17 protein-coding genes and 1 pseudogene are annotated in these 24,054 nt (G+C 66.8%); 14 read left to right on the top strand and 4 right to left on the bottom strand.

The window, feature by feature from the left end; all coding sequences use genetic code 11:
* Nucleotides 1-45 precede the first annotated feature (45 nt).
* The 14 genes and pseudogenes from ACN9M2_RS17560 to ilvN all read left to right on the top strand — a co-directional run bounded on the left by ACN9M2_RS17560 (nucleotide 46) and on the right by ilvN (nucleotide 18,950).
* Nucleotides 46-1,968, top strand: coding sequence for an alkaline phosphatase family protein (locus tag ACN9M2_RS17560; protein ID WP_426285905.1), 1,923 nt, complete (start codon nucleotides 46-48; stop codon nucleotides 1,966-1,968).
* A gap of 106 nt (nucleotides 1,969-2,074) precedes the next feature.
* Nucleotides 2,075-4,066, top strand: a complete 1,992-nt coding sequence (locus ACN9M2_RS17565) for a bifunctional 2',3'-cyclic-nucleotide 2'-phosphodiesterase/3'-nucleotidase (protein ID WP_426285906.1) — start codon at nucleotides 2,075-2,077, stop codon at nucleotides 4,064-4,066.
* A 397-nt stretch (nucleotides 4,067-4,463) separates the two neighbouring features.
* Nucleotides 4,464-5,612, top strand: a complete 1,149-nt coding sequence (locus ACN9M2_RS17570) for a homoserine dehydrogenase (RefSeq protein ID WP_426285907.1) — start codon at nucleotides 4,464-4,466, stop codon at nucleotides 5,610-5,612.
* On the top strand, nucleotides 5,606-6,556 hold the full coding sequence (locus tag ACN9M2_RS17575) for a homoserine kinase (RefSeq protein WP_426287950.1): 951 nt from the start codon (nucleotides 5,606-5,608) through the stop codon (nucleotides 6,554-6,556). The genes ACN9M2_RS17570 and ACN9M2_RS17575 overlap by 7 nt, the downstream gene beginning before the upstream one ends.
* Before the next feature lie 2 nt (nucleotides 6,557-6,558).
* Nucleotides 6,559-7,836, top strand: a complete 1,278-nt coding sequence (gene thrC, locus ACN9M2_RS17580; protein WP_426287952.1) for a threonine synthase — start codon at nucleotides 6,559-6,561, stop codon at nucleotides 7,834-7,836.
* A 395-nt stretch (nucleotides 7,837-8,231) separates the two neighbouring features.
* A pseudogene (locus ACN9M2_RS17585) lies at nucleotides 8,232-9,407 on the top strand (2-isopropylmalate synthase); the annotation flags it as partial.
* Nucleotides 9,408-9,471: 64 nt separating this feature from the next.
* A complete protein-coding gene (locus ACN9M2_RS17590; protein ID WP_426285908.1) occupies nucleotides 9,472-10,419 on the top strand; it encodes a branched-chain amino acid transaminase in 948 nt (315 codons plus the stop codon).
* Nucleotides 10,416-11,831, top strand: a complete 1,416-nt coding sequence (gene leuC, locus ACN9M2_RS17595) for a 3-isopropylmalate dehydratase large subunit (RefSeq protein WP_426285909.1) — start codon at nucleotides 10,416-10,418, stop codon at nucleotides 11,829-11,831. The genes ACN9M2_RS17590 and leuC overlap by 4 nt, the downstream gene beginning before the upstream one ends.
* Entirely contained in the window at nucleotides 11,828-12,424 is a 597-nt protein-coding gene (gene leuD, locus ACN9M2_RS17600; RefSeq protein ID WP_426285910.1) for a 3-isopropylmalate dehydratase small subunit, read from the top strand. Before leuC ends, leuD begins: the two co-directional genes overlap by 4 nt.
* Entirely contained in the window at nucleotides 12,421-13,485 is a 1,065-nt protein-coding gene (gene leuB / locus ACN9M2_RS17605; protein WP_426285911.1) for a 3-isopropylmalate dehydrogenase, read from the top strand. The genes leuD and leuB overlap by 4 nt, the downstream gene beginning before the upstream one ends.
* Complete coding sequence (ilvD, locus tag ACN9M2_RS17610; RefSeq protein ID WP_426285912.1) at nucleotides 13,482-15,242, top strand: dihydroxy-acid dehydratase; 1,761 nt, start codon at nucleotides 13,482-13,484, stop codon at nucleotides 15,240-15,242. Before leuB ends, ilvD begins: the two co-directional genes overlap by 4 nt.
* A gap of 44 nt (nucleotides 15,243-15,286) precedes the next feature.
* Entirely contained in the window at nucleotides 15,287-16,306 is a 1,020-nt protein-coding gene (gene ilvC / locus ACN9M2_RS17615; protein WP_426285913.1) for a ketol-acid reductoisomerase, read from the top strand.
* A gap of 362 nt (nucleotides 16,307-16,668) precedes the next feature.
* Entirely contained in the window at nucleotides 16,669-18,465 is a 1,797-nt protein-coding gene (ilvB, locus tag ACN9M2_RS17620; protein ID WP_426287953.1) for a biosynthetic-type acetolactate synthase large subunit, read from the top strand.
* A 2-nt stretch (nucleotides 18,466-18,467) separates the two neighbouring features.
* Entirely contained in the window at nucleotides 18,468-18,950 is a 483-nt protein-coding gene (ilvN, locus tag ACN9M2_RS17625; RefSeq protein ID WP_426285914.1) for an acetolactate synthase small subunit, read from the top strand.
* Between the two features lie 45 nt (nucleotides 18,951-18,995).
* Here the strand turns inward: ilvN and ACN9M2_RS17630 are convergent, their stop codons facing one another.
* Genes ACN9M2_RS17630 through ACN9M2_RS17645 form a run of 4 tightly spaced genes read right to left on the bottom strand, consistent with a single transcriptional unit; the run spans nucleotide 18,996 to nucleotide 24,042 of the window.
* Complete coding sequence (locus ACN9M2_RS17630; protein WP_426285915.1) at nucleotides 18,996-19,667, bottom strand: hypothetical protein; 672 nt, start codon at nucleotides 19,665-19,667, stop codon at nucleotides 18,996-18,998.
* 29 nt (nucleotides 19,668-19,696) lie between these two features.
* Complete coding sequence (locus tag ACN9M2_RS17635) at nucleotides 19,697-20,344, bottom strand: DUF1120 domain-containing protein (protein ID WP_426285916.1); 648 nt, start codon at nucleotides 20,342-20,344, stop codon at nucleotides 19,697-19,699.
* Nucleotides 20,345-20,368: 24 nt separating this feature from the next.
* Nucleotides 20,369-21,553, bottom strand: coding sequence for a hypothetical protein (locus ACN9M2_RS17640; protein WP_426285917.1), 1,185 nt, complete (start codon nucleotides 21,551-21,553; stop codon nucleotides 20,369-20,371).
* A complete protein-coding gene (locus ACN9M2_RS17645; protein WP_426285918.1) occupies nucleotides 21,550-24,042 on the bottom strand; it encodes a fimbria/pilus outer membrane usher protein in 2,493 nt (830 codons plus the stop codon). Before ACN9M2_RS17645 ends, ACN9M2_RS17640 begins: the two co-directional genes overlap by 4 nt.
* Nucleotides 24,043-24,054 lie beyond the last annotated feature (12 nt).

Raw genomic sequence — 24,054 nt, forward strand, 5'->3', positions numbered from 1 at the left:
CATCGCGGCGTCACTATTCCCCCTTTTAACCTCACGGTACCGCCCATGCACCGACTCGCCCGACTGGCCGCCCTGTGCCTCATGGCCCTCGCCGTCGAGGCCCACGCGGCACACCGCGTCATCGTCTTCGTCTGGGACGGCATGCGGCCCGACGCGATCAGCGAGGAAGACACGCCAAACCTCACGGCACTGGTGAAACAGGGCACCTACTTCGCGGACAACCACGCGACCTACCCGACCTTCACCATGGTCAACGCATCGAGTTTCGCCACGGGCTCGTTCCCCGGCACGATCGGCTTCTTCGGCAACCGCTTCTGGGCACCGGGCGCCAGGGGCTTCGATGCCAAAGGCGCGCCAAGCGACTTCAATGCGCCCGTCTACACCGAGGATTACGCGGTCCTCCGCGCCTTGGACGATCACTGGGACCATGACCTGCTGCAAGCGCCGACGCTGCTCGGGAAGGCACGCAAGGCGGGCCTGAAGACGGCGGTGATCGGCAAGTCCGGGCCAGCCTTCCTGCAGGACCTCCACGAAGGCGGCACGATCCTGGACGAGAACGTCGCCTTGCCATTGGCATTCGCGAAGAAGCTCGCTGGTGCGGGCTTTCCCCTGCCCGCCAACACCGTGCACGCCTACGATCCGGACCGCTTCCAGCTCGAACCGGACAACGGAACGCCGACGGCACCGCTCCCGCTGGTGACGTTGAAGGACGGCGTCACCTCCGATGCGTCCGATGGGGCAGGGGCACCGCCGACGGCCGCCAACGCGTACCTGATGCACGCTTTCCTCGATTACGTGCTGCCAGTCGAGAAGCCCGACATCAGTTTCGTCTGGCTGCGCAATCCCGACTCCACCGAGCATGCCTATGGTGTCGGCTCGCCCAACTTTCATCTTGCCTTGCGCGCGCAGGACGAGTTGCTGGGCAAGCTGCAAGCGCGATTGAAGGAACTGGGCATGGAAGGCGACACCGACCTCGTCATCGTGTCCGACCATGCACACAGCAACGTTTCCGGCCCCGTGGACCTCTTTCCGCTACGGGCCATCAACGACGGCCGCGTGGGCCACGTCGACGCCGAGTGGGGCTATTCCACCTCGGGTGCCATTCGCCTCGCCGACGAAATGAGCCGCGCGGGATTCCTGGCCTTCGACGGGTTCGGGTGCATCTACACGCCCGTGATGTCCGGCGTGAAGGCCGATGGCAGCCCGCTTCGCCCGACCCGCTTCGACGACGACGGCAGGATCTGTGGCAAGCCCGGCCCTTACACGACCCCCGCTTACAAGGTCCCAGCCGAGCTACCGAAGGACGCCTTCGTCATCGCCCCGAACGGCGGCAGCGAATACCTCTACCAGCCCGCGCACGATCGCGAACTCGTACGGAAGGCCGTTCGCTTCCTCCAGAGCCGTGAACCCTTCGGTGCCATCTTCGTCGACGCGCGCTACGGCAAGCTGCCCGGCACGCTGCCGCTGGCGACGGTGCGCCTCGCCAACAAACGTGCGCCGGATATCGTGGTGAGCTATGACTTCGATGCCGATGCCACGGTGCAGGGATTCAAGGGCACGGAATACACCAGCATGTCGAACGAACGGGGCATGCACGGCAGCTTCAGTCCCGTGGACGTGCACAACCTCCTCGTCGCGACCGGACCGGATTTCCGGCAAGGCCTGCGCAGCGAACTACCCAGCGGCAACGTGGACCTCGCGCCGACGCTGGCCTCGCTGTTGAAGCTCGACCTCGGCAAGACGGACGGCCGCGTGCTGCGCGAAGGCCTGGCGGGTCGCAGCGCCGAAGGGCTCAGCGTAAAGGCCGCCCAGGTGACGACCGACACAGCCACCGGCCTCGATATCCGCCGCGTCGACGGCTCCCCGATGAACCGGACGTCGTACCATTTCGTCCTGAAGACAAAGCAACTCGACGACAACGGCAAGACCTACACCTATTTCGACGAAGCGAACGCCGACCGCCAGTGAACCTTCTTCAAGCGGGAGCCGACCTGAAACGGTCCCCAAAGAAAACCACGCGCCGGTATTTCTGCTAGTTTCCCGTCCCGAACCCCGTCTCCACCGGATACCCACGATGTTCAAGCCCCTCGCCCTGGCCACGCTCTCGGCCGCCCTGCTCGCCGCCTGCGCCGGCACTCCCGCTGGAAAACCCGCGGCGACCACCGGCGTGAAGGACGGGGCGACGCTCGACCTCGCCATCCTCGAGACCACCGACGTCCATTCGAACATCCTTTCCTACGACTACTACAAGCAGAAGGACGACCCGACCTTCGGCTACGAGCGCGTCGCCACGCTGATCCGCCAGGCCCGCAAGGAATTCCCGAACACGGTGCTGTTCGACAGCGGGGACACCATCCAGGGTTCCGTGCTCGCCGACTACCAGGCATTGGTGAAGCCGGTGGGCTGCGACACGGAACTGGGCATCTACAAGGCGATGGACGCCGTGGGTTACGACGGCGGTACCGCCGGCAACCACGAGTTCAACTATGGCCTGTCCTTCCTCGCCCAGGTGACGAACACCGCGATGAACGTCGATGGCGTGAGCCCGCGACAGTGCGCCGGGCCGAAGTTCCCGCTGGTGCTTTCCAACGTCTACAGCGCACGCGACGGCAAGCCGATCTTCAAGCCCTGGACGATCGTCGAGAAGACCGTCACCGCGACGGGGCCCGATGGCAAGCCGGTCACCACCACGCTCAGGATCGGCATCATCGGTTTCACACCGCCGCCGATCCTCGACTGGGACAAGCGCAATCTCGCCGGCAAGGTCACCGTCGATGGCGTCGTGGAAGCCGCGAACAAATACATGCCGGAGGTGCAAGCCCAGCACCCCGATCTCGTCGTCGCGATCCTGCACGGTGGACTGAACACGGCGCCGTACACGCCGCAGATGGAGAACGGCGGCTGGTACCTCGCCGGCGTTCCTGGCATCGATGCCTTGCTCCTGGGCCATTCACACACGGAATTCCCTGGACCGCGCTATGCCGACATGAAGGACGTGGACGCGAAGCGCGGCCTCGTCCGCGGCGTGCCGGCCGTCATGGGCGGTTTCTTCGGCAAGGACCTGGGCGTGATCGACATGACGCTGAAGCGCGAGGCCGGCCGCTGGGTGGTGGACAAGGACAAGAGCCACAGCCAGGTCCGCCCGATCTGCCCGAAGAAGAACGAGTGCGTGGCCCCCGATCCGGCCATCGCGCCGATCGTGCGCGATGCGCACGAGGCCGCCATCGCCTACGTGAACACGCCGATCGGTGCCACCGACCATCCACTCAGCAGTTACTTCGCCGACGAAGGCAACATGTCCGCATTGGCGGTGGTCAACGCCGCGCAGATCGACTACGCGCGTGACGAACTCGGCCGCACGCATCCGGAATGGAAGGACGTGCCCGTGCTTTCCGCCGCATCGGCCTTCCGCACGGGCTTCGGCGGCCCGGACGACTTCACCGACGTTCCCGCCGGCCCGATGACGATCCGCAACGCAGCCGACCTGTATTTCTACCCGAACACGCTCGCCGCGGTGAAGACCGATGGCGCCGGCGTGAAGGCGTGGCTGGAGAAGTCGGCGACGCGCTTCAACCGGATCGATCCGGCGAAGGAAGGCGAGCAGGCACTGATTGGCAGCTTCCCCGGTTACAACTTCGACCAGATGCAAGGCGGCATCAGCTACACCATCGATATAAGCAAGCCCGAGGGCGAACGCATCGCCAACCTCCGCTACAAGGGCAAGCCGGTGAAGCCGGGACAACCGTTCATCGTGGTGACCAACAACTACCGCGCCAGCGGTGGCGGCGGATTCCCCGGCATGGACGACGCCAACATCGTACTGAGCGCGCCCGACGGCAACCGCGAAGTGGTGATCCACTGGGTGGAGGCGAAAAAGACGCTGACGCGCAAGGACGTGGACAAGCGTTCATGGACCTTCGCACCGCTGAAGACCAAGGGTGCGGTGACCTTCATCTCGGCCAGCGGGAAGGAAGACGTGGCGAAGTCGCTCGGCCTGCCGATCCGCCAGCTGCGCGACAACGGCGACGGCACGGCGGTCTATTCGATCGACCTGTCGAAGCGCTGATCTTTCCGGCGACTTGAATCGCCGACAGGGTCGGCTCCCACCAGGCATGCCGTGCGTGTGGGAGCCGACCCACCACACCCCTCCGCATAGACCATCCAGCCACCCCTCACCACCCTTGACAGCCCCCTCGCCCCCGGCATAACGTCGAGCCATGCATCCCAACACGCCAGCGCTGCGTTCCATCACGGCCCTCCCGGCCGGCGCGCTCGCGTCCATGTCCACCACCGCGACTACAACCACCACGACCACTACCCTGGTCGGAGGATCGGAGTTCGCGCGCGCCTAGTTCCCTTGTCGCTGCCGGCCCCGACCTCCCGCAGGACGGGACCGGCGCCAGAACTCTCAGCCGACAACCCACCTGACGTGATCGAAGGGCCTCTCACCGGAGGCTTTGATCGTGTCCATCGCTATCGCACCACCCCGTTCCCCACTCCGTGCCGCGCCCCTGCGCGCGGTCGTCCCACCGTTCGCCGTCAATATCGGTATCGTCGGCCCCGGCAAGGTCGGTAGCGCCCTGCTCACCCAGCTCCGGCTGGCGGCGCCCCGCCTGCTCCGCGATTGCAACCTGGAACTGCGCCTGCGCGGGGTCAGCGACAGCCGCCACATGTGGCTCGACTGCGACGACGATGCCTTGAACAGCCGCACGCACGGCGCGCAGACCTGGCGCCCTGCGGAACTGGACGAGTTCGCCGCCTACGTCGCGGGCGAACGTGGCGAAGCGGCCGTCCTCGCCGATTGCAGCGCCAGCGATGTGGTCGCCGACCACTACGCCGGCTGGCTGGCCGCCGGTATCCATGTGGTGACGCCGAACAAGCGTGCGGCCAGCGGGCCGCTCGAACGCTGGCGCAAGATCGGCGGCGCGGCGAGCGCCAGCGGTGCACGCCTGCATTACGAAGGCACGGTCGGCGCCGGCCTTCCCGTGGTGCAGACGCTGCGCGACCTGATCGATACGGGCGATGAACTCACCGCCGTGGAAGGCATGCTTTCCGGCACCCTGGCCTGGCTGTTCAACCGTTTCGACGGCTCGGTCCCCTTCTCCGCCCTCGTCCGCGAAGCGCATGCCATGGGCTACACCGAGCCGGACCCGCGCGACGACCTGTCCGGCATGGACGTGGCGCGCAAGCTCGTCATCCTCGCTCGCGAAGCAGGCCTCGCGCTCTCGCTCGAAGACGTTGCCGTGCACAGCCTCATCCCCGCCGGCCTCGCTGGATGTTCACGCGAGGAGTTCATGGAAAACCTGGAAGGCATGGATGCGCCGATGGCCGCCCTGCTTTCCGAGGCGCGGGCGTCGGGCCATGTGCTTCGCCACGTGGCCCGGCTCGATGGCCGGCAGGCGTCGGTCGGCGTCCAGGCGATCGATCGCGAGCATGCCTTCGCCCACTCGCGGCTCACCGACAACGTGGTCCGTTTCGCCACGCGCCGTTACTGCGACAATGCGCTGGTCGTCCAAGGGCCGGGTGCCGGCCCGGAAGTCACGGCGGCGGCGGTATTCGCCGACCTGCTGCGCGTGGCGGGCGCGATGGGAGTAAAACGGTGCGCATGCTGAAAGAAGAATCCTCGCCCCTGGCCCGTGCGGATGTCGCCGTGGCCGAGGCCTACGCCAGTGTCGGCAACGTCGGCATCGGCTTCGATATCCTCGGCCATACCGTCGCGGGCGCCGGCGATCGCGCCGAAGTGCGCCGGATACCCGAGCGGGAAGTACGCATCGCCGCCATCGATGGCGTCGTGACCGACCTGCCCTTGCACGCGCCGGACAACACGGCCGGCGCGGCGTTGCTATCGATGCTGCATGCGCTCGACCTGCCCTTCGGTTTCGAGCTGACCCTGCACAAGGGCATCGCCCTCGGCTCCGGCATGGGCGGTTCGGCGGCATCCTGCGTGGCAGCCGTCGTCGCCGCGAACGCGCTGCTCGACGATCCCTTGTCGCGCGAAGCCCTTTACCCCTTCACCCTCGATGGAGAAGTCGTCGCCAGTGGCAGCCGCCACGGCGACAACCTGGGGCCGATGCTGATCGGCGGCCTCGTGCTGGCCACGACCTCCCGCCTGGTCCGTATCCCGGTGCCGGCCGCCTGGCACTGCGCGCTCGTCCATCCGCACGTGGTACTGGAGACGCGGCGCGCCCGCGCCGCGCTGGCCGGTCATTACGCCCTGGGCGAATTCGTGGCACAAAGCGCCAACCTGGCCCTCGTGCTGGCGGGCTGCTACCGCGGTGAAGCGGCGCTGGTGCGGGAGGGCTTGTCCGATGTGCTCGTCGAACCCCGGCGTGCACCACTGATTCCCGGCTTCGCCCAGGTGAAACAGGCCGCTCTCGACCATGGCGCCTTCGGTGCCAGCATTTCCGGCGCCGGGCCCAGCGTATTCGGTTGGTTCGAGGATCGCGCCTCGGCCGAGGCCGCGGCGCTCGACATGCGCGCCGCCTTCAAGGCCGCCGGCCATGACAGCGACATGCTGGTCGCCCCGATCGACGGCCCCGCCGCGAAAGTGCTGTGAGCATGCGTTATGTCAGCACGCGCGGCGGCGCCGCGCCCGTCGGCCTTTCCGCTGCCATCGCCGCCGGCCTCGCGCCCGATGGCGGCCTGTATGTACCGGAGATCATGCCAAGGATCGGCCTGCCGCCGCTCGACGGCTACCTCGCGGGGACGGCGCAGCGCATGCTGGAACCCTTCTTCGAAGGCGACCCCCTCGCCGACGAACTGCCCGCCATCTGCGCCGAGGCCTTCGCCTTTCCCGCACCGCGCCGCGAACTGCGTATCGAAGGTGCGCACCTGCTCGAACTGTTCCATGGTCCCACCGCGGCGTTCAAGGACTTCGGCGCGCGCTTTCTCGCCGCCTGCCTCACCCGCCTGCGCCGTGACACGACGCGGCCATTGACGATACTCGTGGCCACTTCGGGGGATACGGGCGCCGCCGTGGGTGCCGCGTTCCACGGCTTGCCTGGGGTGCGCGTGGCGATCCTCTACCCGGACAACCGTGTGTCCCCGCGCCAGGCGCACCAGCTCGGCAGCTTCGGCGGCAACGTACGCGCACTGCGCGTCGAGGGCAGCTTCGACGACTGCCAGCGGCTGGTGAAGGAGGCGCTCGGGGATACCGCGCTGCAAGCGGACGTGCCGATGTCCTCCGCCAACAGCATCAGCCTCGGCCGCCTGCTGCCGCAGATGGCCTACTTCGGCCACGCTTCGTTGCACGCGGACGGACGAATGAACACCATCGTGCCCACCGGCAACCTGGGCAACGCCGTCGCCTGCCTGTGGGCGCGGGAGATCGGCCTGCCGATCGGCGAGGTGAGCTTCGCCTGCAATGCCAACGAGACCTTGCCGGAATTCTTCGCCGGCCGCCCCTACCGTGCGCGCGACGCCATCCCGACCATCGCCAATGCCATGGACGTCGGTGCCCCGAGCAACTTCGAACGGCTCCGCCACCTCTTCGGCAGCGATGCGGCGACGCGCCTCAACGGCCACGCGGAAAGCGTGGACGATGCCGGCATCCGCGACATCATCCACCGCCATGCATCCAGCGACGGCGAAGTGTTCTGCCCGCACACCGCCACCGGCATCCGCGTATTCGAGCGCAAGCGCCTGGCGGGCGACCGCCGTGGCTGGACCATCGCCGCCACCGCCCATCCGGCCAAGTTCGACACGATCGTCGAACCATTGATCGGCCGGCGCGTGGAAGTGCCCGTGGCGTTGGCGGCGATGCTCGCACGCGATGCGTCGGCTGATCCGATGGCGGTGGACGGGCGGGTTTTTGCGGATTGGCTGCGGGGTTGGTGATGCCATACCACTTGCGCGCCGGGCTTGTTCCGCCGGGCCGCACGGTGCGAACCACCGCCTCGGGCGTCTAGCCGTCCAAATGTCCTAGGAATAAAGTTTCTTCGGAAAGTGTTGACACGCGCCAACGACCTGACATACGGTCGACAACATGACGCAGCGCAACACCCATGGCCGCTTTGCCCTGAACCGACTTACGTCGGTCGGCGGCAAGCTGCGTCCCGGCAGCGGCCTCCTTCTTCTTAGCCTTGTACTTATTACCTGCGGAGGTGCGGGCTGAGGGCAAGTGTCCAGGTGAAACGAGAAAGAACCTGAAGACTCCCAAAGAACCCCGCACCCGGTAACGGATGCGGGGTTTTTTATTGCCCGGCCCGCCTCATTCACGAGCGGAGCCAGACATGAATCCAGCAAACCAGGGCAGCACCGACGCCGTCGAAAGCGACGTAGGCGGGCGCGTGCGCATCTTCGACACCACCTTGCGCGATGGCGAGCAGGCCCCCGGCTTCTCGATGGATCGTCGCGCCAAGATGCGCATGGCGCATGCCCTGGAAGAATTGGGCGTCGACATCATCGAGGCCGGCTTTCCCCAGGCCTCGCCCGACGATTTCGCCGCGGTGGCGGAGATCGCGAGGACGTTGAAGACGCCCACGATCGCCGCGCTGGCCCGATGTCAGAACACCGACATAGACAGCGCAGGCAAGGCCTTGCAAGGCGCCAGGCACTCCCGGATTCACCTGTTCCTCTCGACCTCTCCCCTGCACCGCGAACACAAGCTGGGCAAGAGCAAGCAAGAAGTCATCGATATCGCCGCCGCCGCGATATACAGGGCCAAGGCCCTCGCCCACGAAGTCGAATTCTCCGCCGAGGACGCCCTGCGTACCGAGCCGGAATACCTCGCCGAGATCTTCTCGGTCGCCGTCGAAGCCGGCGCCAGCGTGCTCAACGCGCCCGACACCGTCGGTTATGTCACCCCCTCCGAAATCACCGAGATGTTCCAGTACCTGCGCAAGCACGTGCGCGGGGCGGACAAGGTCGTGTTCTCGGCGCATTGCCACGACGACCTCGGCATGGCCGTGGCGAACAGCCTGGCCGCCGTCGGCGCCGGCGCGCGCCAGGTGGAGTGCACGATCAATGGCATCGGCGAGCGCGCGGGCAACGCGGCGCTGGAGGAAGTGGTGATGGCGCTGCATACGCGCCGGCCGCTGTTTCGCGTGGATACCGGCATCGTCACCCGGCACCTGTATCCCACTTCGCGCCTGCTCGCCGAAGTCACCGGCCAGCCGGTGCCGCGCAACAAGGCCATCGTGGGCGACAACGCCTTCGCGCACGAGTCGGGCATCCACCAGCACGGCATGCTCAAGCACCGCGGCACCTACGAAATCATGCGGCCCCAGGATGTCGGCGCAAAGACCTCCCTGGTATTGGGCAAGCACTCCGGGCGCCACGCGCTGCGCCAGCGCCTGATCGAACTCGGCCATGAGATCGACGAACCGACGCTCGACGCCGTCTTCGAAAGCTTTAAAACCCTGACAGACAAGCAGCGCTCAATCACCAACGATGACATCACGACGCTGATGGACATGCATCGAAACACTACCCGGACCGCGGCCGTCGCGGTCGAGTCCTGAAGGAGAACCCATGGAAGCCCCGACCCATCTCTGGCACAACGGTCGCATCAAGACCTGGGCCGACGCCACCGTCCACGTCGGCGCACATGCGCTGCACTATGGTTCCTCCGTGTTCGAGGGCGTGCGGGTATACGCCACGCCCGACGGCCCGCGTTACTTCCGTCTGGAAGAACACACCGAGCGCCTGTTCCATTCCTCGCGCGTGTACGACCTGGTGATGCCTTACGACGCCGCCACGATCAATCGCGCCTGCCGCGAGGTCATCGTCGCCAACGGGCTCACCTCCGCCTACGTGCGGCCGATCGTCTTCCGCAGCGGCTTCACCTTCAGCCTCGCGCCGTCGCTGGACACGGCGGTGGACGTGGCCGTCATCGCCCTGCCTTGGGGCGCCTATCACGGTGCCGAGGCCATCGAGAAGGGCGTCGACGTGTGCGTGTCCTCGTGGAACCGCGCCGCGCCGAACACCTACCCGAGCGGCGCGAAGGCCGGCGGCAACTATCTCAATAGCCAGCTGATCGCGCGCGAGGCCGTGAACGGCGGCTTCGCCGAAGGCATCGCCCTGGGTACCGATGGCTTGCTGAGCGAGGGTGCGGGCGAAAACCTGTTCATCGTTCGCAAGGGCGTCATCTACACGCCGCCGGCCGCCTCGTCGATCCTCTGCGGGATCACCCGCGACTCCGTGCTGACACTGGCCCGCGAGCGCGGATACGACGTGGTGGAGCAGTCGCTGCCGCGCGAGATGCTGTACTTCGCCGACGAGGTCTTCATGACCGGCACCGCCGCGGAAGTGACCGCGGTGCGTTCGGTCGACCGCAAGCCCGTGGGCAGCGGCCGCCCGGGCCCGGTCACCCGGCAGTTGCAGGAGGATTTCTTCGGCCTGTTCGACGGCCGCACGGAAGACCGTTGGGGCTGGCTCACGCCCGTCGAAGACACCGTCGCCGGGAGGGTCGCGGCATGAGCGCACGCACCCTGTTCGACAAGCTGTGGGATACGCACCAGGTGCGCGCGGAAACCGATACCACGCCGGGCGTGCTGTACATCGACCTGCACATGGTCCACGAGGTCACGTCGCCGCAGGCCTTCGACGAACTGCGTGGCCGCGGTTTGAAGGTGCGTCGCCCCGACCGCACGCTGGCCACCCTGGACCACTCGACGCCCACCCTGCCGCCGGACGCGCAAGGCAAGCGTCCGTACTACACGAAGGAAGCCGAGGCACAGGTCGCCAGGCTCGAAGCGAACGTGCGCGAGTTCGGCATCGACCTCATGGGTTGGGACAGCCCGCAGCGCGGCATCGTGCACGTGGCGGGCCCCGAGGTCGGCGCGACCCAGCCCGGCATGACCATCGTCTGCGGCGACAGCCACACGGCCACGCATGGCGCCTTCGGCGCGCTGGCTTTCGGTATCGGCACCACCGAGGTGGGACACGTGCTGGCGACCCAGTGCCTGCTCCAGCGCAAGCCGAAATCCTTTGCCATCCATGTCGACGGGAGGCTGCAGGATGGCGTCACGGCGAAAGACCTGATCCTGCATATCATTGGCAAGATCGGCATCGGCGGCGGCACGGGCCACGTGCTCGAGTACACCGGCGAGGCGATCCGCGCACTGTCGATGGAAGAGCGCATGACCGTGTGCAACATGTCCATTGAAGCGGGCGCGCGCGCCGGGCTGATCGCGCCGGACGAAACCACCTTCACCTGGCTGGAAGGGCGCGATCGCGTGCCGAAGGGCGAGGCCTGGGACCGTGCCGTCGCCTACTGGCGCACGCTGCCGACCGACGAAGGCGCCACGTACGACCGTGAAGTCCGCATCGACGCGTCGGCGATCCAGCCGTCGGTGACCTACGGCACGCATCCCGGCATGGTGGTGGGCATCCACGCCCCCGTTCCCGCCGCGGCGGACGCGGTGGAACAGCGCGCGCTCGACTACATGCAGGTCACGGCCGGCAAGCCCATGGCCGGCGAAAGCGTCGACGTCGTCTTCATCGGCAGCTGCACCAATGGACGCCTGTCCGATCTGCGCGCCGCCGCGGGAATCATGCGCGGCCGCAGCGTCGCCGCCGGCGTGCGCATGCTGGTGGTGCCCGGGTCCGAACAGGTGCGGCGCGACGCGGAAAGCGAAGGCCTGCACGAGGTCTTCCGCGCCGCCGGCGCCGAGTGGCGCCAGTCGGGCTGCTCGATGTGCATCGCCATGAACGGCGACCTCGCCCAGCCGGGCCAGCTCGTCGTCGCCACCAGCAACCGCAACTTCGAGGGCCGCCAGGGCAAGGGCGCACGCACCGTGCTGGCCAGCCCCCTGGTCGCCGCCGCCTCGGCCATCGCCGGGCGCGTCGCCGATCCTCGCGAATACATGAACCAGGAAGTCGCCGCATGAGCCAGACCAGCCGCCCGCTCGCCTACGTGCACTCGCGCACCGCGGTGTTGCGAAACGAAAACATCGACACCGACCGGATCATTCCGGCGCGTTTCCTCACCACCACCGAACGCACCGGACTGGGCAAGCATTGCTTCGAAGACTGGCGCTACGCCGCCGACGGCAGCGACGATCCCGCCTTCCCGCTGAACCAGCCACAGGCCCGTGGATGCGCGATCCTCGTCGCCGGCCATAACTTCGGCTGCGGGTCTTCCCGCGAGCACGCGCCCTGGGCGCTGCTGGACTACGGCATCCAGGCGGTGATTTCCAGCGAGATCGCGGACATCTTCCGTGGCAATTCGCTCAAGAACGGCCTGCTCGCCATCGTCGTGAGCGAGGCGGAGCACCGCTGGCTGCTCGACAACCCCGGCGTCGAACTGCGCATCGACATCGCCGAGGGCACGATCCGCCTGCCCGACGGCGGCAGCGTCCGTTTCGATCTCGATGCCTTCTCGCGCCACTGCCTGTTGAACGGCGTGGATCAGCTGGGCTTCCTGCTCCAGCAGGAAGCCGATATCGCGGCATTCGAATCCCGCATGGAGGAAGCCGCATGAAGGCCTCGATCGTCGTATTGCCCGGTGACGGCATCGGCCCGGAAGTCGCATCGGCGGGCGTCGCCGTGTTGCGCCAGGTAGCCGAACGCTTCGGCCATGAATTCACGTTCACCGAGCATGCGATCGGTGGCGACGCCATCGATCGCTTCGGTGACCCGCTGCCCGCGCAGACGCGCGAGGCGTTGCTCGCCGCCGATGCCATCCTGCTCGGCGCGGTCGGTGGGCCGAAGTGGTCGGACCCGAACGCGAAGGTACGTCCGGAACAGGGCCTGCTGGCGATGCGCAAGCTGCTGGGCGTGTTCGCCAACGTGCGCCCGCTGAAACTGCACCCGCGCACGGCCGCCCTGTCACCGCTGAAGCCGGAACGCACGAAAGGCGTCGATCTGGTCTTCATCCGTGAACTCACCGGCGGCATCTATTTCGGCGCCAAGACGCGCAGCGAGACCGATGCCACCGACGAATGCCGCTACACCGTCGAGGAGATCGAACGCGTCGTGCGTCATGCCTTCGAACTGGCACGCACGCGCAAGAAGAAGGTCACCTCCGTCGACAAGGCGAATGTGCTGGAAACCTCGCGCCTGTGGCGCTCGGTGGCCACGCGCGTCGCCGCGGACTATCCGGACGTGGAACTGGAACACCAGCTGGTGGATTCCATGGCGATGCACCTGCTGACCCGGCCGGCCGACTACGACGTGATCGTCACCGAGAACATGTTCGGCGACATCCTCACCGACGAGGCGTCGGTGCTGGCGGGCTCGCTGGGCCTTTCACCTTCCGCGTCGATCGGTGGGCCGGGCGCCGGCGTGTACGAACCGATCCATGGCTCGGCGCCGGACATCGCCGGCCAGTCGCTGGCCAATCCGCTCGGCACGATTCTCTCCGCCGCCATGCTGCTGCGTCATTCGCTCGGCTTGCCCGATGAAGCCGCCGTGGTCGAAGCCGCGGTCGACCACGTGCTGGAGCACGGCAACCTCACCCGCGATCTCGGCGGCAATGCCACCACGCATGCCGTGACCCGCGCCGTCCTCGACGCCTGCAACGCGAAAGCGGAGGCCGCATGAACACGAAGAAGATCCCGATCCGCACGCTGCGCAGCGATGCGATCAAGACCGGCCCGGACCGCGCGCCCGCACGCGCCATGCTGCGCGCCACCGGCCTCGACGACGAAGCCATCGCACGGCCGATGGTGGCCATCGTGCATAGCTGGTCCAATGTGTCGCCGTGCAACCTCAACCTGCGCGATCTCGCGGAAGCTGCCGCCGAAGGCGTGCGCGCCGCTGGTGGAACGCCCGTGGAGTTCAACACCATCGCCGTCACCGACGGCATCGCCATGGGCACGTCGGGCATGCGTTCGTCGCTGGTCAGCCGCGAACTGATCGCCGATTCGATCGAGCTGGCCGTCGACGGGCATTGCCTGGATGCGATGGTCGTGCTGTGCGGCTGCGACAAGACCATCCCCGCCGCCGCGATGGCGTTGGCCCGGCTCAACATTCCCGGCGTCGCCCTGTATGGCGGCAGCATCGCGCACGGCAGCCGCAACGGCTGCCCGATCACGGTGCAGGAAGTGTTCGAGGCGGTCGGTGCCCATGGCGCGGGCAAGATCGACGATGCCGAGCTGGACGATGTCGAACGTCATGCCTGCCCCGGCGCCGGTGCCTGCGGTGGCCAGTTCACCGCCAACACGATGGCCATGGTGTTGACGACCCTGGGCCTCTCGCCCATGGGCCTCAACGACGTGCCGGCCACGGACCCCGCCAAGCGTGATGCCGCGTTCCGCTGCGGCGAACTGGCCATGGCATGCCTGGAGGCGAACCTGCGCCCGCGTGATGTGATGAATCGTGCCGCCTTCGACAATGCCGCGCGCATGGTCGCCGCCACCGCGGGCTCGACCAACGCCGTGCTGCACCTGCTGGCCATCGCCAACGAGGCGCGCGTGCCGCTGTCGATCGAGGATTTCGAGCCCGCTTCCGCGCATACGCCCGTGATCGCCGACCTGAAGCCGGGCGGTCGTTACAGCGCGGTGGAACTGACCGCCGCCGGCGGAACGGCGATCGTCGCGCGCGAATTGCGCAAGGCCGCCCTGATCGCCGATACGCCGACCGTCACCGGCCGCACGCTGTTCGAGGAACTGGACGCGGCACCGGCGGCCACCGATGGCCAACAGGTCGTCCGCCCGGTCGACAACGCGTTCAAGCCGCGCGGCGGCTACAGCATCCTCTACGGCAACCTGTCGCCGGAAGGCTGCATCCTGAAGCTCGCCGGTCATGGGCGTACCAGCCACGCCGGCCCCGCACGCGTCTTCGAAAGCGAAGAGGACGCCTTCGCCGCCGTGCAGGCCGGACGCATCCGCGCCGGCGACGTGATGGTGATCCGCAACGAAGGTCCCGCCGGTGGCCCGGGCATGCGCGAGATGCTGGCGGTGACGGCGGCGCTCGTGGGCCGGGGTCTCGGCAACGACGTGGCGCTCATCACCGATGGCCGTTTCAGTGGAGCGACGCACGGCTTCATGGTCGGGCACGTCGCACCGGAAGCCGCGCGCGGCGGGCCGATCGGCCTGTTGCGCGAAGGCGACGCGATCTTCATCGATGCCGCCACGCGCGAACTGCGCACCGATGCCGACCTGGCCTCGCGGCGGACGGCATGGCGTCCCGCCGCACCGAAGGTGACCCGGGGCGTACTCGCCAAATACGCGCGCCTGGTCGGTTCGGCGGCGGAGGGCGCCGTGACCCAGGCCTTCGACGACACGCCCGCGACAGCCGGACGCGTCCGCCGCGAAATCGAAGACGAAGACATGACCCAGGAATTGATCGGCAACTGACCACCGCTTTATTTCGCGACATCCCTATCCCAAGGAGACACCCCGTGACCGATATCCAAGCCACCACCGCCCCCCTGCAAAACGCCCGTATCGCCGTGCTCGGCTACGGCAGCCAGGGTCGCGCACATGCGCTCAACCTGAAGGACTCCGGCCTCGACGTCGTCGTCGGCCTGCGTCCGGGTGGGCCATCCTGGAGCCGCGCCTACGTGGATGGCTTCGCCGTGGCCGAGCCGGCCGATGCCGTGCGCGGCGCCGACCTGGTCGCCGTGCTCACGCCGGACATGACCCAGCCGGGCATCTACAAGGACGCCATCGAGGCGAACATCAAGCCCGGCGCGACGCTACTGTTCGCGCACGGCTTCAACGTGCATTTCGGCCAGATCCAGCCGCGTGCCGACATCGACGTCGTGCTCGTCGCCCCCAAGGGTCCGGGTGCGCTCGTCCGCCGTGAATACGAGATCGGCCGTGGCGTGCCCTGCCTGTATGCCGTGCACCAGGATGCCACCGGCAAGGCCGCGGAACGCGCCATGTCGTATGCGGCCGGCATCGGCGGTGCGCGCGCGATGCTGATCGAAACGGACTTCAAGGAAGAGACCGAGACCGACCTCTTCGGCGAGCAGGCCGTGCTCTGCGGTGGTGCGTCCGAACTGGTGATCAAGGGCTTCGAGACCCTCGTCGAGGCGGGCTACCGCCCCGAGATCGCCTACTACGAGGTGATGCACGAACTGAAGCTGATCGTGGACCTCTTCTACGAGGGCGGTATCGCGCGCATGCTCGAGTTCGTTTCCGAGACGGCGCAATACGGCGACTACACCCGCGGCCCGCGCGTGATCGACGAAGGCACCAAGGAGCGGATGAAGGCCGTGCTCAAGGATATCCAGGACGGCACCTTCGCCCGCGAATGGACGGCTGAATACAAAGCCGGCCTGCCGAACTACAAGGCCTTCAAGCAGCGCGACCTCGACCATCCGATCGAGAAGGTCGGCGCACAGCTGCGCGCGCGCATGCCCTGGCTCGCCGCGAACCAGCCGAAGCCCGCCGCGGAACCCGCCAAGACGGAATGAGCCCGGTCGGGCTGGAGAAACCTTGCCAAGGATGAAAGCTGTTGTGGGAGAGCTCTTGCCAGGACTGAAGGGTGTTGTGGGAGCCGACCTTGTCGGCGATCCCGCGGCAGCGGGCCAGGTCGAGGCAAGCGCCCATCGCCGCTGAAGCGGCTCCCACAAGAGCCGCGGCTTCTGCAACAACCGGGACCTCCACGGCAACCGAAACCTTCCAAGAAACCACCACTTAACCAACCGTCATTCCACCGACACCCGAAAGCACCGGTTCTTCGCTTCAAAGGAAACGACACACCGTGAACGCCCAACTGGACTCCGTCGGCGACATTCGCCGCCCCCCTTCGACCCACCCCCTGGCCGGCCAGACGATGACCGGTGCGGACATCGTCGTGCAGGTACTTGCCGACGAGGGTCTCGACGTCCTTTTCGGTTACTCCGGCGGCGCCATCCTTCCCGTGTACGACGCGGTATTCCGCTACAACGGCACCCATCCGCGCGAGGATGGCAGCGAGCCCATGCCCCTGATCGTGCCCGCCAACGAGCAGGGTGCCTGTTTCATGGCCGCTGGTTACGCGAGGGCTTCCGGCCGCGTCGGCGTCGCCCTGGTCACCTCCGGCCCCGGCGCCACCAACGCGGTCACGCCGGTGCGTGATTGCATGGCGGACTCCATTCCCGTGGTCGTCATCAGCGGTCAGGTGCCCACGGGCTCCATCGGCACCGACGCGTTCCAGGAAGCACCCATCAGCACCATCATGGGCTCGTGCGCCAAGCATGTGTTCCTGGTGACCGACGCCACCACGCTCGAAGCCACCCTGCGCACGGCCTTCCACATCGCGCGCAGTGGCCGGCCCGGCCCCGTGGTCATCGATATTCCCAAGGATGTGCAGAACACGCCCCTGGTCTTCCATGGCAGCCGGGAACTGGCCGTGCGTGGCTATCGCACACGCTTGCACGCGGTCGAGTCCGCCACGATCGACGACCGGGCATGTGCCGCTTTCTTCGACACCCTCGCCAAGGCGGAGCGGCCATTGATCTACGCGGGAGGAGGCATCGTTTCGGCCGGCGCCTCCACGGCCCTGCGTGAGTTCGCACATGCGTTCGGCGTGCCCGTGGTCACCACGCTCATGGGCATCGGCGGCTTCGACACCACCGATCCGCTGGCCCTGCACATGCTCGGCATGCATGGCGCCGCCTACGCGAACTATGCGATGGACGATTGCGATTTCGTGCTGGCCCTGGGCGCGCGCTTCGACGATCGCGTCGTCGGCGTGCCTTCGAAGTTCGCACCCGGTGCGCGCACCATCGCGCAGATCGACATCGATCCGGCGGAAATCGGCAAGGTCAAGGCGGTGGACTGGCACCACGTGGGCGCACTGGAAGTCTCGCTGCCCCGCTTGACGGCATATGGCAAACGCGCTGGTTTCCGGCCCGACTACGCGGCGTGGCATGCGCACGTCGCGGCGTTGAAAGCCCATCACGGCATGAATTTCTGCCGCGACAGCGACGCCATCCAGCCTTGCGCGGTGATCGAGGCGATCAACCGCATCACCGATGGCCGCGCCATCATCAGCACGGGAGTCGGCCAGCACCAGATGTGGGCGGCGCAGTATTTCGATTTCCGCGAGCCCCGGCACTGGCTCACCTCCGGCTCGATGGGCACGATGGGTTTCGGCCTGCCGGCCGCCATCGGTGCGCAGTTCGCGCGGCGCGACCGTGTCGTGATCGACATCGATGGCGACGCCAGCATCCGCATGAACATCGGGGAACTGGAAACCGTCACCACCTATAACCTGCCGGTGAAGGTCGTGGTGCTGAACAACAGCGGTGACGGCATGGTGCGCCAATGGCAGAAGCTGTTCTTCAAGGGCCGCTTCTCCGCGTCCGACAAGAGCCTGCACAAGAAGGACTTTGTCCGCGCCGCGGAGGCCGACGGCTTCGAGTGGGCGCGGCGCCTGGACGATCCAGCGATGATCGAGTCCACCATCGCCGACTTCCTCGCCTTCGAGGGCCCCGCCTTCCTGGAAGTGGTGATCGACCCGGACGCCGGCGTCTACCCGATGGTTGGCCCGGGCGCGACCTACGCCGAGATGATCACCGGCGACTGGATTCCCAGCCGCAGCGGCGCACCGGCGTCGCACACCGCCGAACCGACAGGGATGTTCTAGACATGCGCCACCTGGTTTCCCTCTTGCTGCAAAACGAAGCGGGCGCGCTGGCCCGTGTCGCGGGACTATTCGCATCGCGTGGATACAACATCGAGTCGCTGACTGTCGCGGCCACGCACGACATGGATGCCTCCCGCCTGACCCTCGTCGTCTTCGGCGACGATGCCGTGGTCGAGCAGATCGTCAAGCAGTCGGCCAAGCTCGTCGACGTGATCGAGGTGTCGCAACTCTCGGGCGAAGGTTATGTGGAGCGCGAGTTGCTGGTGGCCCATGTCGACACCCGCGATGTCCCGGCCATCGACGCGTGCCTTGGACGATTCGGCGCGCGGCTCCTGCAGCGCGCAGGCGACAGGTCGGTGGTCGAGTACACGGGGCGGTCGGAGGATATCGACGCCTTCCTGGACGCGCTTCGACAGGCGGGCCGCATCGCCGACCACGCACGCAGCGGCATCGCGGCGATCGAGTGGCCCCTGGTCGCGGCTTGACGCCACGGGCTCCGCACGACGGAGCCCGTGGCGTCACATTCCGCGTCAGAAGTACCTGATTTCCAGCCCGATGTCGCTCGCGAACGCGATCTCGCCGGAGAGGTCCAGTTCGTTCACCGGATTGAGCCTCGGACGGACAAGCAAGTCGACGCGCAGGTTCTTGATGGTGCCTGGCGCATCCGTGCTGCTCGCGTTTCTTACGAAACCAACCGCGTAGCGTCCATTGGTGATCGGCAGGTTCTCCTGGTAGGGAGTCGACGGTCCCCAGGTGGCGTTGCCGAGATCGGTGGTGCCTTCATTCGAACCGGTGGGATAGCCTTGCACGCTATCGATCATGGTCGACTGCGCGTCGAACAGCAGGAACAGCTTCCCGGGACTGGAGACGCCATCCTGGTCGTACATCTTGAAGACTTCCGGCAACGCGGCATCGCCGCCCCTCGCTTCCGTGACCACGAAGGCGAATCGCGCCGGATTGGTGCAGTCGACCAGGGTCTTCAGCTTTCGCTCGTCCAGGCTGGTCGGCTTGGACGGATCGGGGTTCAGCATGTCGCGGGTGATCGTACCCAGGTCGATCGAACCACCACCGACGGTGACGTTGCAGGCGGCTCCCGGAACGATGCTTCCTTCGACGAGCAGGTCCGTATTTTCCGCGTTCACCGCGGTCGATGCCGCAATCAGCAGCGACGCCGATGCGAACAAGGTGGGCAGGTGTTTCATGCGCTTCTCCTCCATGATGGAACGTGATGTCAGAAGTACCGGATCTCGAATCCGAGGGTGCCGGAGAACGTGATGTCGTCGGTCAGCGCCAGTTCGTTCAGGGGCCTGATCAACGGATTTATAAGCAGGTAGGTATCGAAGTGGCCGATGGGGCCCGGCGCATCGAAGCTTCCATCGGCCGTCACGAAGCCGATCACGATGGACGCCCTGCCGATGGGCACGGTGCTGAATGTGGACGGTCCCCACGCCGCGGCCCCCAGGTCCTGGCTATCCGCACTGGTGTAGTAGGCAGCGTTGCCCTCGATATGGGCCGACGCATTGTCCAGGCGCACGAACAGGCTGCCCACGGACGATGGGTTCGTCGTCGAGAAAAGCCCGAGGTCGTAGGCATCGCCGGGTTCGTCGCGTGGCGATACGTTGGTCGACACGAGGGCGTACCGCATGGGCGTGGCGCAATCGATATGCATCTTGACCCTGCGCACGCCGAGGTCGGTATACAACGTCGGATCGGGATTGAGCTTGTCGCGCGAGATCCGCCCGTAGTCCGTTCCCTGGCCTACCGTCATCTCGCAGGCCTGGCCTGGCGTGATGCTGCCGGCGACCTGAAGATCGACGTTCGATGCATGCGAGGAAGCGGCGAGTGACGCGAGAACGAGTGCCGTCAAACTATATTTCATGGAATAGACCCTTATGGAACGACTTCAATAGATGATTTCGAAACTCACGAGGCCATCCGCCTCGATGTCTTCGCCGCGTGGAAGCACGTGCGCGGGTGCGATGTAGATTTCCGCGTCGAGCACCACGTCGAGGGCGGCCACCGCGGCGGGCTCCACCGTCGTGTGATGCGGCCTGGCATAACCCATGCGCTCAAGCGGGGCATGACTGGCTACCGGGCCGCCGGTCGCGAGCGCCCATGAGCGGCCACCGTCGGAGGATCGCGATGCAAGCAACTCGCCCTGGCCGGATGGGGCGGTCGCGCCCCAGCGAAGCACGTAGGCACCGATGTTCGCACCCGTGCGATGGGTGCCGAGCCCGAACAACTGGTCGTCCGTATACCGCACGCCGATACCTTCCGGCGCGGCTACCGTTCCCGCTCGCTCATCGCGCTGAACGCGCAACGCGATCGGCATGGGTGCATCGCAACGCACCTGCAATTCCCCGCGCTGCGTGGGATGGATGATGGTGGAGGCACCCTGGCTGTCCAGATCGGTGGAACGAAGCGTGCCGAAGGAGATGTGCCGGACGACCTCCACGCGGCAACTTCCCGCGATCGCCTCGGCCTGCACCGAAAGGTCCCGTATGGCCCCGCTCGCCGCCGCTTCCACCCGGCCCTGGACCAGCCATTGGGTCGCGTCGCCGACATTCAGCGCGTCCGCATCGAGCCTCGCATCGATGTCGATGTAGGCGCTGAATACCCGACCGGTGACGATGTGTCCCGCCTTCACCGGCGCAATCCCCTGTTCGGGCAACCAGGGCAACGACGCGCCCACTCGTGCCGGTGTGGCGCCAAGGCTGTCCAACTGGCCCAGGTCCACCCGCTCGCCATCGAGCAGGCCATCGCGCAACCGGAGCGAGAGCCGGCCCCGGTCCGCGAAACGAAATGCCTGCGCGTCCAGTGGCATGGCCCGGAAGAACACCGTCATGTCTTCCGGTTGCGAACAACTCACATCCAGCTTTGCCGTGCGCAACGGCAACACCAGTTCACCACTCTCGGCAGGTGCGGTGGTCGCGCGGCTGAGGCGGCCGTAATCGATCCTGGCCGTGCTCGACGTCACCTCGCAGGCGGCCTCCCGGGCATAGGCGACCGGTGCAAGCGACAGCATCCAGGCCAGGACGACTCCCCTGGCCAGGCGCATCGCCAGGGAAGGGGTTCGTAGCGACATCATGGACCGATCCCTCCCACCACACGACAAACCGCCGCGGCCGATTCGTAATACGCGCCCAGATCGACCTGCTCTTCCAACCGGAACTCCAGTTCACAGCGCGGCAAGTCCGGCCCGCTCACCGACAGGCGTGGCGTCGCCAACGCATTCGGGACGAATATCTGGCCACCGCCCTGCACCAGGCTGACCAGTTCGCCTTGCTCGTCCGTCACGGTGGCACCTTCTGGCAAGCTTCGCCCATCCACCGTCATCGCGGTAAGCAGCACGCGGCGGGTCTTCGACATACCGAAAGTCAGGAAGGCGACCGCACCCCGGCCTACTTCGACGACGGCGGCTCCGTTCTCGATATCCACGTTGCGCGGCAGCGAATCGGTGGCGACTTCGATGCTGCTCTTTCCAAACGGGGCGAGCTGCGGCAACACGGCATAGCCGCGGGCATCGGTCCATACCGGGCCGCTCGGTGTCGAGATGCGAACGCCGGCACTATCGCCTGCCGAGAGCACACCGAACGTGTCGCGCACGGGATACGGCGATGCCGTCACGCCATGCGCGTGCCATAGAACGCCGCCACGCACCCCGATACCGTACGTCGTGCTATTGGCATTTCGCGTGTAGCTACCGTCGACCTGCGCATAGCGCGGTAATAGCGACACTCCCGCATCGAGGCTGCGACGCCGGTCACTTGAGCGGTACTCCAACCCGGCGCGGTAGCTTGCATAGTCGTTGACCTGTTCGGAGAAGTGGGCGCCATAACGTGTCTCGCCCGCATAACGGCGCACGGAGCTACCCACGCGGCCGCTTTCCCCGAGTGGAACGCTGACATTGAGATACACGCTATTGCCCTGCTGGCGGCGCGCGCGCCCAAGGTTCCACTCGGCGGACAGCGAAACCGATGCCCGGCCCAGGCGCGAAGCCCATGAGGCAAGCGCGCGGCTGGTGCCTCGGCGATTGAACAGCAGGGTTCGGGAATATCCCGCGCTGACGCTACCCAGGCGGGGATGCGACCACGATACGCTCGCGGAGGACTGGTCCCGGTAACGCGACCGCTGCGAGGCGACGCTCCTCGCGACCGTCGTGTCCAGCAGGTCCCGGAATCCCCGGCTCTGCCGCGAGTGGGCGAGTCCGATCGACCAGCGACCGTCCAGTCGTTGCGACAGGGTCAGCATGCCCTGCCATCCCTTGGCGCCTTCACGCGTCGCATTCGATCCAGCCAGGTTCACGTTCAGCTGCGTGTCCTCGGCCACCGTCGCGCCAACGCCCAGCCCGACGGCGTGGTAGCGGGAGGCGGCCATGATGCCGGCACTCAACGACATGTCGCGATGGAACGATCCGCTCCAACCCCCGCTGAGGACCCAGGGCGCCTCGGTGCCGCCGGTGTTGCGCAACCTTCCGAGCGCGATCGCATAACCCGGCGCCGTGTCCAGTGCACCTGCCAGGGCGCCGCTCACCGTGAATCGCTGTGCTTCGCCGTCGGTGCCGGTGACGGTGACATCGAGGTCGGAATAGCGATTGATACGAGGGATGCCGGTCAAGGTGAACGGCCCCTGTGGCACGACCGTGGAATACACGAGCACGCCGTCCTGCCTGACCTCGACGCGCGCCGGGCCCTGTGCGATCCCTTCCACCGTCGCGCCCGTGCCCTGATGGGCCAATGCCTGCTCGCTCGTCACCTGCGCGCCGGTGATCTGCGCACCGGACAGGGCGGGATTCACGACGTTGATTTCACCGACCTGGACGACGGCACGCTGTTCGGCGAACGAGCGGCTGGCATAAGTGTCCAGCACTTCCATGCGCTGGCGCCCGTCGGTGGACGTGGATACCTGGCGACTGCGGACGACCCAGTCGCCCGCATTGAAGCCGAGTTCGGTGTTGGCCGACCTGTAGCGACTCGTACGCGAGCCCCAGCGACTGTCCAGCCCGACGATCTCGTAGTTCAACAGCGCCGCCGTGCCGCCGCGCGCGTAGCCCGACAGGTCGCGTCGCCGCGTGCGCAACGCCTCGGTCGGCACCAACAGGGATACCGTCGCCTTTGCCGGACTCAGTTCGATCTTCGACGACGGATAGATCGTCGCCAGGTCCACGCATGGCGACGCGGCTGGATCGCGGAGGGTGGGAAGTTCCGCGTCCACTTCCGCCACGTCCAGCAATTCCCGATCGATGCATAAGGCACCACGGCTATCGAAGCGTGCCTTCGCCGAACCCATGGCCTTTCCGTTGACCTCCAGGGAAACCACATGACGACCTTCCGTAAAGCGCGGAGCGCTGCGGAAGTACCTGGCGAGCTTCGGGTCGATGCCGCGAAGCTTCAACATGTGCTCGTCGAACTCGATGTCGGTATCGCCGCCTTCGGACACGGCGGGCGACATCGACGGCGCGTTGGCCGCCTCGGCATCGACCCGGGCGTTCACCATGTCCGGCGCACACGCCAGCGGCAGGAGTACCAGCCGCAGCTGTGCGCCGCACAGGCGGCGCCCGGTCGTGGGCGAATTCATGAATCAGCCTCG

Source organism: Luteibacter sp. E-22, assembly GCF_049913125.1.
Taxonomy (GTDB): domain Bacteria; phylum Pseudomonadota; class Gammaproteobacteria; order Xanthomonadales; family Rhodanobacteraceae; genus Luteibacter.

Excerpts from the sequence above, each read along its gene's own strand:
- leuC (WP_426285909.1), top strand. The coding sequence starts at position 10,416 with ATGAGCGCACGCACCCTGTTCGACAAGCTGTGGGATACGCACCAGGTG.
- ACN9M2_RS17575 (WP_426287950.1), top strand. The coding sequence starts at position 5,606 with ATGCTGAAAGAAGAATCCTCGCCCCTGGCCCGTGCGGATGTCGCCGTG.
- ACN9M2_RS17590 (WP_426285908.1), top strand. The coding sequence starts at position 9,472 with ATGGAAGCCCCGACCCATCTCTGGCACAACGGTCGCATCAAGACCTGG.
- ilvD (WP_426285912.1), top strand. The coding sequence starts at position 13,482 with ATGAACACGAAGAAGATCCCGATCCGCACGCTGCGCAGCGATGCGATC.
- ACN9M2_RS17635 (WP_426285916.1), bottom strand. The coding sequence starts at position 20,344 with ATGAAATATAGTTTGACGGCACTCGTTCTCGCGTCACTCGCCGCTTCC.
- ACN9M2_RS17630 (WP_426285915.1), bottom strand. The coding sequence starts at position 19,667 with ATGAAACACCTGCCCACCTTGTTCGCATCGGCGTCGCTGCTGATTGCG.
- ilvB (WP_426287953.1), top strand. The coding sequence starts at position 16,669 with ATGACCGGTGCGGACATCGTCGTGCAGGTACTTGCCGACGAGGGTCTC.
- leuB (WP_426285911.1), top strand. The coding sequence starts at position 12,421 with ATGAAGGCCTCGATCGTCGTATTGCCCGGTGACGGCATCGGCCCGGAA.
- leuD (WP_426285910.1), top strand. The coding sequence starts at position 11,828 with ATGAGCCAGACCAGCCGCCCGCTCGCCTACGTGCACTCGCGCACCGCG.
- ACN9M2_RS17645 (WP_426285918.1), bottom strand. The coding sequence starts at position 24,042 with ATGAATTCGCCCACGACCGGGCGCCGCCTGTGCGGCGCACAGCTGCGG.
- ACN9M2_RS17560 (WP_426285905.1), top strand. The coding sequence starts at position 46 with ATGCACCGACTCGCCCGACTGGCCGCCCTGTGCCTCATGGCCCTCGCC.
- ilvN (WP_426285914.1), top strand. The coding sequence starts at position 18,468 with ATGCGCCACCTGGTTTCCCTCTTGCTGCAAAACGAAGCGGGCGCGCTG.
- ACN9M2_RS17640 (WP_426285917.1), bottom strand. The coding sequence starts at position 21,553 with ATGATGTCGCTACGAACCCCTTCCCTGGCGATGCGCCTGGCCAGGGGA.
- ACN9M2_RS17565 (WP_426285906.1), top strand. The coding sequence starts at position 2,075 with ATGTTCAAGCCCCTCGCCCTGGCCACGCTCTCGGCCGCCCTGCTCGCC.
- thrC (WP_426287952.1), top strand. The coding sequence starts at position 6,559 with ATGCGTTATGTCAGCACGCGCGGCGGCGCCGCGCCCGTCGGCCTTTCC.